Source organism: Mesorhizobium sp. M7A.T.Ca.US.000.02.2.1, assembly GCF_003996995.1.
Lineage (GTDB): Bacteria > Pseudomonadota > Alphaproteobacteria > Rhizobiales > Rhizobiaceae > Mesorhizobium.
The window spans coordinates 1-9,118 of the sequence record NZ_RZTT01000249.1 but is presented as its reverse complement, the minus strand read 5'-3'; the positions used below and the strand labels follow the sequence as shown (position 1 = coordinate 9,118).

The 9,118-nt window shown below is 65.1% G+C and carries 10 protein-coding genes; 6 read left to right on the top strand and 4 right to left on the bottom strand.

Annotation, left to right across the window (positions count from 1 at the left end; genetic code table 11):
• A partial coding sequence (locus EOD15_RS21825) for a DNA polymerase Y family protein (RefSeq protein WP_245463730.1) occupies window positions 1-746 on the bottom strand: 746 nt, incomplete at its 3' end.
• Window positions 688-1,725 carry a hypothetical protein gene (locus tag EOD15_RS36860; protein WP_127320834.1) on the bottom strand — a complete coding sequence of 346 codons (1,038 nt, stop codon included), beginning with the start codon at window positions 1,723-1,725 and terminating at the stop codon, window positions 688-690. The genes EOD15_RS21825 and EOD15_RS36860, both read right to left, overlap by 59 nt.
• 182 nt (window positions 1,726-1,907) lie before the next feature.
• Here EOD15_RS36860 and EOD15_RS21815 point away from each other — a divergent pair, with 182 nt between their 5' ends.
• Entirely contained in the window at window positions 1,908-2,330 is a 423-nt protein-coding gene (locus tag EOD15_RS21815; protein WP_023763026.1) for a metallopeptidase family protein, read from the top strand.
• Between the two features lie 250 nt (window positions 2,331-2,580).
• Complete coding sequence (locus EOD15_RS21810) at window positions 2,581-2,862, top strand: XRE family transcriptional regulator (RefSeq protein WP_127320835.1); 282 nt, start codon at window positions 2,581-2,583, stop codon at window positions 2,860-2,862.
• Window positions 2,863-2,884: 22 nt separating this feature from the next.
• Here the strand turns inward: EOD15_RS21810 and EOD15_RS21805 are convergent, their stop codons facing one another.
• Both EOD15_RS21805 and EOD15_RS21800 read right to left on the bottom strand, forming a co-directional pair.
• Complete coding sequence (locus tag EOD15_RS21805; protein ID WP_127261267.1) at window positions 2,885-3,091, bottom strand: DUF1737 domain-containing protein; 207 nt, start codon at window positions 3,089-3,091, stop codon at window positions 2,885-2,887.
• A gap of 51 nt (window positions 3,092-3,142) precedes the next feature.
• Entirely contained in the window at window positions 3,143-4,018 is an 876-nt protein-coding gene (locus tag EOD15_RS21800; RefSeq protein ID WP_127320836.1) for a CoA ester lyase, read from the bottom strand.
• Window positions 4,019-4,349: 331 nt separating this feature from the next.
• On the opposite strand from EOD15_RS21800, the gene EOD15_RS21795 reads away from it, so the two are divergent.
• The 4 genes from EOD15_RS21795 to EOD15_RS21780 form a co-directional block, all read left to right on the top strand.
• Window positions 4,350-5,888 (top strand): DUF4173 domain-containing protein, encoded by a 1,539-nt coding sequence (locus tag EOD15_RS21795; protein ID WP_127320837.1) that lies wholly within the window; start codon window positions 4,350-4,352, stop codon window positions 5,886-5,888.
• Between the two features lie 3 nt (window positions 5,889-5,891).
• Window positions 5,892-6,584, top strand: a complete 693-nt coding sequence (locus EOD15_RS21790) for a response regulator transcription factor (RefSeq protein ID WP_127320838.1) — start codon at window positions 5,892-5,894, stop codon at window positions 6,582-6,584.
• Window positions 6,575-8,176, top strand: a complete 1,602-nt coding sequence (locus EOD15_RS21785; protein WP_127408813.1) for an ATP-binding protein — start codon at window positions 6,575-6,577, stop codon at window positions 8,174-8,176. Before EOD15_RS21790 ends, EOD15_RS21785 begins: the two co-directional genes overlap by 10 nt.
• Before the next feature lie 29 nt (window positions 8,177-8,205).
• Window positions 8,206-9,118: FAD-dependent oxidoreductase (locus EOD15_RS21780; protein WP_148129607.1), on the top strand; the 913-nt coding region annotated here is incomplete at its 3' end.

The window sequence follows — 9,118 nt, the reverse complement described above, 5'->3', positions numbered from 1 at the left end:
GTCCTGGCACCCTCGCCGCGGCGTTCGAGATCGGTTTTCAAGGTCGCCGCCAGCATGCCCACCAGCCGTTCGATGTCCTCGGTCAGGGTGACGGGTTCGGCGAGGTGGCGTTCGACCGAAAGCGGCGCGACGGGAAGGCGCGGCGACACCGCTTCGTCGAGACGGCCAAGCGCCTGGTCGAGGCGCAGGAGCAGCAAGGCGCCAAAACGGCGGGCGAGCGGCGCGCGCGGTGCCGCCATGACGGCGCCCGCCGTGCGCAGGCCGACGCTTTCCAGGCTGGTGCGGGTCGCCGGCTCGATGCGCAGCGCGGCCAGGGGCAGGGGTGCCAGCAGCGCTTCCTCCTCGCCTGACACAATGATGCGGTCGCCGCAAAAGCGTGCCGCCGCCCAGGCCGCACCCGGTGTCGCGGCAAGCCCGGCGCGGACATCGAAACCCTGATGGAAGAAGCGCGACAGGATGTCGTCCAGCATGGCGCGCTCGCCGCCGAACAGATGGATGCAGCCGGTGACGTCGAGAAACAGGCCGTCTGTCCCGTCCAGCGCCACCAGCGGGGTGTAGCGGTCGCACCAGTCGGCAAGGCCTTCGAGCAGTCGGCGGTCGGCTTCCGGATCGGCCTCGACGATGTCGATCGACGGATGCATGGCGCGCGCATCGGCAATGCCCATGTCGCGCTTCAGGTGCAGGGCCTCAGCCCGCTCGTCGAGGGCCGAGATGCGCTGCGCGTTGCGGTCGCGATGGCTGATCACGAGCGGCGGGTGAGAGAGGTGATCCGACGGCCGGGAACGCCAGGACCGCCCCAGACGCTGGCGCAGGATCCTTTCCGCCGCCAGATAGGGAAACCACAGGGACAGGATTCTTTGTCCGGTCTCTTCCCTCGCTCCTTTTTTCGTCTCCCCATCTTTCGTCGAATGCGCGTTCATCGGGGTTCCACTCCAGTGTGAATTGTCCAGGCAGGGCTGTGCGGCTCTTGCCGATGGTGAGGGCGAAGGCCGGGCGGCCGATCGAGCCGGCCAGCGGCCCGGCGATGGTGTCGCGCGGCACCGCCGGCGCCGAGGCGACGATGAGGCGGACGGGGGCCGCCGTCGGTTCGGGTTCGACCGCCTGCCGCAGCAGGAACACCGGGCGGCCGGCCGCTTGCGCCCTTGCATGCAGCCGCCGTGTCGCGGTCAGGTCCAGCCGCTGCGGATTGCCGCGGATTTCCAGGATGACGGCGGCAAGTGCTGTCATCCGGGCCGCTTCCTCGGCGATCCACAGCGCATCGACGAGCCTTGGCGCCTCGGAAAACAGCAATTGCTCCGGCTCGATGCCGAACGAGGCGTGAAGCCCCCTTGCATAGGGAAAGCCGGCCTCGCGAAAAATCTCCGATGTGCCGATCCACAGCACCGGCAGCCCCGGCGTTTGCTTGAGGATCAGACTGGTGAGCGACAAAGCGAAGCCGGCGACGGCCCCGGCATCGCGGGTTTGCGTGCCATGGATCTCGCTCAGGGCGGCCTTCGGCAGCCCGCCGCTCAGGGCGGCGTCGAGGCGCTCGACACCAATAGGCAGGAACGCATCCGGCAACGCCGCGGCAATGCCACGCCGGACAATTGTGAGATCGGTGTTGGCGTCGGCGTCAAGGGACGCGGCGGCCGGCACAGCCAAGCGCTCGGGCAGCGTTCCCTCGATTTTCGCGATCTGGCGGCGCAGGGCAAAAACAGTCTCCCGCGCCACGGCGGTCATCGCCATGACGGTCAGCTTCCACTCACAATTGTTCCTGTTATGTTCCTATAGATTCCAGAGGGTGACCCAGGAGTCAAGCAGAGTCATGGGGAATTTATTCCTCTTTGCCTGGATGGCGCAGGCGCCTCAGCCCGTTCATTTGCCGATTCCGGTGCGAAAGCCTATATGCCGGGATCAAAGGACAAAGCATGGCCCGCATCTACAAGACCCGCACCTGGCACGACGAACTCTCGCCCTCGATGGACGAAATGGAGTTCCTGGCGCTGGAGGCGTATGCGCATCTGCCGGAGGATTTTCGCAAGCTGACCGGCGAGATCGTCATCCAGATCGCCGAGTTCCCGACCGACGAGATCATGGACGATCTGTCGCTGGAAACGCCGTTCGACCTGCTCGGTCTGTTCGAGGGACGCGGCATTGCCGAGCGCTGGAATCCGCAGACCGGCGAGGGCCCGAACCGCATCACGCTCTACCGCCGCGCCATCCTCGATTACTGGTCCGAGAACGAAGAGACGCTGGGCGACATCGTCACCCACGTGCTGATCCACGAGATCGGCCACCATTTCGGCCTGTCGGACGATGATATGGAGAAGATCGAAGAGGCGGCGGAATAGCCCCACACCTTCGTCATCCTAGGGCGGAGCAAGGAGCGAAGCGACGCAGCGCAGACCCTAGGATCCATGCCGTGATCTTGGTACAGTGCTCCGTCGGTGCAGGACTGAAAGCTTACCATCCGGTTTCGGCGAAAACAGGCCCTAATCCTGATCTGCTATGCCCCTCGGCGAAGGTCACGGCATGGATCCTAGGGTCTCCGCAGTCGCTTTGCGACTGCTGCGCCCTAGGATGACGAAGGGAGGCGTGACAATGGAACGTCAGAGCTTTGAAAATGTCTGGGATGCGCTGGAAGATACTCCGGCCGAGGCTGCCAATATGGCCATGCGCTCCAATTTGCTGATCGCGATTGAACAGCGGGTGCGGAGCTGGAAAATTACCCAGGCCGAAGCAGCCGAGCGGCTCGGAATCACGCAGCCGCGCCTTAGCGACCTCTTGCGGGGCAGGATCGCGAATTTCAGCCTGGACACGTTGATCAACCTTGCCACACAGGCCGGACTTACAGTGCGCCTTGATATTGCCGAGGCTGCCTAATCCGCATGCAAGGCGCTGTCCCCTACCAGTCGCTGAGCTTCGTATCGGGTCCGTATTCCTGGCCGTCGATATCCTTGACCACGGCCTGGCCGCAACGCATCGTTTTGGCCTTCTTGTCGTAGGCATAGGTCGGCGAGCCGAACAGGTGCCAGCCCTTGTTCAGCGCCGCCGTCACCTTGTGGCAGAAGCTGGCATCGTCCGGAGCGGACAGAAAGCGGTAGAGTTTCATTGTTCAATTCCTGTCGTGAGTAGCCATAGCCCGCCCGCATCCATCGAGCATTTATGACCCGATGGCGGCTGCCTTCGCCAGCAGTTTTTCGGCCTGCGCCAAGTGCAGCCGCTCGACCATCCTGCCGTTCAGCGCGATCACGCCCTTGCCGGCATTCTCGGCGAGCGCGAAGGCTTCCTTCACCGAGAGCGCCTCGGCCACGGCTTCCGCGGACGGCGCGAAGGCACGGTTGGCGGCTTCGATCTGGGCCGGGTGGATGAGGCTCTTGCCGTCGAATCCCATGGCCGCGGCTTCCGCGCATTCCTGGGTGAAAGCGTCGAGGTCGCGAAAATCGTTGGAGACGCCGTCAAGCATGTCGATGCCGCCGGCACGCGCGGCCAGCACCATCTGCATCAGCCATGGCACGAGGTAGCGTCGATCAGGCGTAACCAGAATGCCGGTCTCCTTGACCAGATCATTCGTTCCGGCAACGAAACAATTGAGCCGCGAGGCCGGATCGCGGCCAAGCTCGGCGATGGCGCCGATGTTGAGCAGCGCCTTGGGCGTCTCGATCATCGCCCATAGTTTCACGCTGTCGGGAGCGAAATTGTCGTCAAGCACATCGCCGGCCTCGAGCAGGTCGCGCGGCGTGTCGACCTTGGGCAACAGGATACCGTCGGGCTCGCAGCCTGCGGCGGCCAGCAAATCGTCGGCGCCCCATTCGGTTGCCAGCGCATTGATGCGCACGACCAGCTCGCAGCGTCTCTCGGAATGGCCGGCGAAAATGCCGGCCAGTTTTGCGCGAGCAGCGATCTTGTCGGCCGGGGCGACGGCATCCTCCAGGTCGATGATGACTGCATCGCAGGCAAGCTGCGCGATCTTGGCCAGCGCCTTGTCGTTGGAAGCCGGGATATAGAGCACGGAGCGGCGCGGGCGGTAGGTTTCCATGGGTGATCTATGCCGCGTGTGGGCAGGTGAGGCAAGCGCGCAGGACAGTCCGATCTCCCCCACGAGGGGGGGAGATTGGCAGGTCTGGCCTCTGCACGAAAACTGCACAGGCCTGCGGAAAACCTCCTCCGATCCGCCTCACCCTTTCCCCGCCTGCCTGACAAACAGGCGGCATGCACAAGCGAGCCAAACTCCGTCTGCCTTACCGGCTGCGCCGCGAAGATTGGTGGCTGGTCGATGCGCCGCGCGTGTGTCCCGTCGCAACCCTCATTCCCTTTGTCCGCAAGAGCCCGCCGGCAACCCGGCGGGACGCCATCAGGAAAGCCCGATCATGACAGCGTTGCTCTCCGCCGCGCCGAGCTATTGCAGCCGCTTCGGTGTCGCCATCCTGCTGGCGGCACTTGCGGATTTCCTGTTCTACGGCCAGCCCGCCGGGATCACGGTTTTCCTGTTCGCCCTGCTGATTGCCGCCGCGGTTGTCGCCGTGCATCCGGCGGCTTTCAGCGACGGTCGGGTGTGGCTCAAGCCCATCGCCTTGCTTGTCGCGCTGCTGCCGCTGGCTGAAAACGTCAGCACCCTGTCGGTTTCGATCGCGCTGGCGGCGCTGACCGTCTTTGCGCTTTCGCTGAGCGGGCGGCTGCGGCACAGCATCGCCCGTATTGCCGGGCAGATCGTGCTGTTCGGGCTGGCGGCGCCGTTCCGCTTCGCCAATGATTTCATCCGCTGGCGCAGGACGGCGCGGCGGTTCGGCCGGCGGCGCATCCGGCTGGCGGCGATCGCTGTCTGGGTGATGCCGCTGACGCTGGGCGCGGTCTTCCTGGCGCTGTTCGGCGCCGCCAATCCGGTGATCGACTACTGGCTGTCGCTGATCGACCTCGTGAGGCTGCTCGATCTTATCCAGCTGGCGCGGATTGCCTTCTGGCTGTTCGTGCTCGCTGCTGTCTGGGCTTTTCTGCGGCCGCGCCTGCCGCGCCTGGTTCGCCGCATCCCGCGCGCGGCGCCGGCGGTCAGCGCTCAAGCCGACAAAACCGCCACCACCATCCAAGACATCCTGTTCGGCAAGGCCGCCATCCTGCGCGCCCTGATCGTCTTCAACATCCTGTTTGCGCTGCAGACGGCGCTCGACGCCACCTATCTGTGGGGCGGGGCCGCCCTTCCCGACGGGCTGAGCTACGCCTCCTACGCGCATCGTGGCGCCTATCCCCTGATCGTCACCGCGCTGCTTGCCGCCGGCTTCGTGCTGGCGGCGCTGCGGCCAGGCAGCGAGACATCGGCCGATCCGCTTATCCGCCGGCTGGTCTATGCCTGGGTGGCGCAGAACATCATGCTGGTCATTTCGTCGATCCTGCGGCTCGACCTCTATGTCGGCATCTATGCATTGACCTACTGGCGCGTCGCCGCCTTTGTCTGGATGGGGCTGGTGGCAGCAGGCCTTGCCCTGATCATTGCCCGCATCGCGCTGAGAAAATCCAACGAATGGCTGCTGTCCGCCAATCTTCTGACGTTATCTCTGACGCTTTATGCCGGCTGTTTCATCAATTTTGCAGCGACGATCGCCAACTACAATGTCGACCATTCCCTCGAAATGACCGGCCAGGGCATTCCCCTAGACGCCTGGTATCTTCACTCGCTCGGTCCTGGCGCGTTTCCCGCACTTGACCGCTTCCTCGAGCAGCAGGGCAAGACGGCGGCCGCCGGCACTGTCCGCGAACTGGCTGGAGTGCGCGGCAGCGATGAAATCTGGTATCGAACTATCCAGCAGAACTGGCGGGCCTGGAGCTTTCGCGACTGGCGGCTGCTTCGATATCTCGACACCAAGGGGCCGTTCGTGATTCCCTCCGCTATCGAACCTTCCATGCCGGGCCGCTGATCCATGCCGCATCACATCCTCGTCGCCGACGATGACCCGCACATCCGCGAGGTGATCTGCTTTGCGCTGGAAAAGGCCGGCATGAAAACGACAGGGGTGGTCGACGGTGCCGCCGCCTTGCAGGCGATCGGACGCCGGACGCCCGACCTTGTCGTGCTCGACATCGGCATGCCGGAGATGGACGGGCTGGAGGTCTGCCGGCGACTGCGGCACACATCCGATGTGCCGGTGCTGTTCCTGTCCGCGCGCGACGAGGAGATCGATCGCATCCTCGGGCTCGAAATGGGCGGCGACGACTATGTGACGAAACCATTCAGCCCGCGCGAGCTGGTCGCCCGCGTCAACGTCATCCTGCGGCGCGCCCGCCCGGCGGCGGCCGAACCGGCCGACGACAGGCAGTTTTCGCATGGCAAACTGGCTCTTGCGCCGGCCAGCCATGCTGCCAGCTTCGACGGCAAGCCACTATCGTTGACAGGGATAGAGTTCTCGATCCTGAAGGGGTTCCTGGCGCGGCCGGCGCATGTGCTGGACCGCGACGCGGTGATGGCCAGCGCCTATGCCGCCAACATCCACGTCGCCGGCCGCACCGTCGACAGCCATATCCGCAACATCCGCGCCAAGCTGGCAGCCGTGGGTTGCCCTGACGTTATCGAGACGGTGCATGGCGTCGGCTTCCGGCTCGGCCGATGCGGCTGACGACTTCCGGCAAATGGATCGGCCGCAAGTGGCGGCCACGGCTTGCCACGGTCGTCGTCGCCATCCTGATCATGGTGATGGCCCTGCCATTGGTCGGCTTGTTCTTCTTCCGCCTCTACGAGAACCAGTTGATCCGCCAGACCGAAGCGGAGCTGATCGCGCAAGGCGCGGCCATCGCCGCCATCTATGCGCAGGATGTGCGTGACGCCGGCATTGCGGCGGACAAGCTCGGCGCGCCGATGCCGGGGCCAGGCGGGGATTCAAGCCGAAGCGTCAATCCGGACCCGCTCTACAGGCCAATCGAACCGCAACTCGATCTTGCCTCGGATTATGTGCTGCCGACCCGCCCGGCGGCGATGCCAGCCACCCCGGATCCGGCCTTCGCGGCGATCGGCGCGCGCCTGTCCGGCATTCTCGACGCCACCCAGAAAACCACGCTGGCCGGCTTCCGGCTGCTCGACCCCCGGGGCGTCGTCATTGCCGGACGGGGCGAGGTCGGCCAGTCGCTCAGCGAGGTCGAAGAGGTGCGCACAGCACTTGCCGGTCACTATGCCAGCGCGCTCAGGCTGCGCATCCGCGACCAGCCGGCGCCGCCGCTTTATTCGGTCAGCCGCGGCACCAAGGTGCGTGTCTTCGCCGCTTTGCCGGTCGCCGTCGATGGCAAGGTCGCCGGCGTGGTCTATGTGTCGCGGACGCCCAACAACATCATCAAACATCTCTATGGCGAACGCGGCAAGGTGACGTTGGCGGCGATTGCCATTCTCGGCGGCACGCTGCTCATCGGTCTCATCTTCCTGCGCACCGTCAGCCGGCCGATCTATGCGCTGATCGACCGCACCGAGCGCATCGCCGCCGGCGACCGCACGGCGATCCGGCCGCTCGACCATCACGGCACGCGAGAGATGGCGGAGCTGTCCGCGGCCTTCCTCGATATGGCCGAGAAGCTTCAGGCGCGGTCGGACTCAATCCAGACTTTCGCCACCCATGTGTCGCACGAGCTCAAATCGCCGCTGACGGCGATCCAGGGCGCGGCCGAATTGCTGCGCGATTCCGGTGGCGCGATGGACGATACGGAGCGGCGGCGCTTCTCAGACAATATCGTCACCGATGCGGGACGGCTCAACCTGCTGGTGCGGCGGCTGCTCGATCTGGCGAAGGCCGAAAATCTTGCACCCAGCGGCGAAAGCACCTCGATCAATGCTGTGCTGGCGCTGCTTCCCGTCGATAACAGGCTGGCGGTTCGCGTCGGAGCCGGCAGCGAAATCGGCTTGCGCATATCGGCCGAGAACGCGGCTATCGTGCTGGCCAATCTCATCGACAATTCGGCCAGGCACGGCGCGACGGCGGTTTCTGTCTCGGCTACGAGCGCCGGCGGCAAGGCGAGCATCCTGGTCAGCGACGACGGCGCCGGCATTTCGCCGAGCAACCGGGCGCGCATTTTCGAGCCGTTCTTCACCACGCGGCGCGAGCAGGGCGGCACCGGCATGGGCCTTGGCATCGTGCTGGCCCTCCTGAAAGCGCATGATGGTATGATCGCGCTGGTTGACAGCGAACGCGGCACGCGCTTCGAGATCATTCTGCCGGTGGCGTGAAGGACACCATCGGCCGGATCGGAGAGAACATGCGCTACGACATCGTCATCATCGGCGGAGCCATCGTCGGCTCCTCGGTCGCCTATTATCTGCGTGAGCAAGGGTTTTCCGGCACGATCGCGCTGGTCGAGCGTGATCCGCAATTCGCGCATGCGGCAACGACGCTGTCCATGGCCTCGATCCGCCAGCAATTCTCGATCCCGGAAAACATCCGCCTGTCGCAGTTCACGCTGAAGCTGTTCCGGCGGCTGAAGGAAGAGTTCGGCGCCGACGCCGATATCGGCTTTCGCGAAGGCGGCTATCTGATCCTTGCCGGCGAGGACGGCTTGCCGATCCTCAAGAGCAATCACGAGGCGCAGATGGCCGAGGGCGCCGACATCGTGCTCGAGGATGCCGACCAGCTTACGCGCCGGTTCCCGTGGCTGTCGACCGAGGGCATTTCAGCCGGCGCCTATGGCCGCACCGGCGAAGGCTGGTTCGACGCCCATGCGATGCTGACGCTGTTCCGCAAGGCGCTGCGGCAGAAGAAAGTCGATTTCATCACCGCCGATGTCACCGCCATCGCGCGCGATGGCAATCGCGTCACCGGCGTGAGCCTCGGCAATGGCGAGACGCTGGAGGCCGGCATCGTCGTCAACGCCGCCGGCCCGAACGCCGGCAAGGTGGCTGCCATGGCCGGGCTTGAGCTGCCGGTCGAGCCGCGCAAGCGCAATGTCTTCGTCTTCGAGGCGCGCGAGAAATATGCCGATATGCCGCTGCTGGTCGATCCCTCCGGCATCTATGTCCGTCCGGAAGGCTCGGTCTACCTCACCGGCGGCGCCGAACCGGAGGAAGGCGACCACGCCCCCGATCCCGGCGACTTCGAGGTAAACTGGCCGCTGTTCGAAGAGGTGATCTGGCCGGTGTTGGCGACCCGCATTCCCGCCTTCGAGGCGATCAAGC

Coding starts and splice junctions, on each gene's coding strand:
- EOD15_RS36860 (WP_127320834.1), bottom strand. CDS start 1,725: ATGGCGATGACCGCCGTGGCGCGGGAGACTGTTTTTGCCCTGCGCCGC.
- EOD15_RS21815 (WP_023763026.1), top strand. CDS start 1,908: ATGGCCCGCATCTACAAGACCCGCACCTGGCACGACGAACTCTCGCCC.
- EOD15_RS21810 (WP_127320835.1), top strand. CDS start 2,581: ATGGAACGTCAGAGCTTTGAAAATGTCTGGGATGCGCTGGAAGATACT.
- EOD15_RS21805 (WP_127261267.1), bottom strand. CDS start 3,091: ATGAAACTCTACCGCTTTCTGTCCGCTCCGGACGATGCCAGCTTCTGC.
- EOD15_RS21800 (WP_127320836.1), bottom strand. CDS start 4,018: ATGGAAACCTACCGCCCGCGCCGCTCCGTGCTCTATATCCCGGCTTCC.
- EOD15_RS21795 (WP_127320837.1), top strand. CDS start 4,350: ATGACAGCGTTGCTCTCCGCCGCGCCGAGCTATTGCAGCCGCTTCGGT.
- EOD15_RS21790 (WP_127320838.1), top strand. CDS start 5,892: ATGCCGCATCACATCCTCGTCGCCGACGATGACCCGCACATCCGCGAG.
- EOD15_RS21785 (WP_127408813.1), top strand. CDS start 6,575: ATGCGGCTGACGACTTCCGGCAAATGGATCGGCCGCAAGTGGCGGCCA.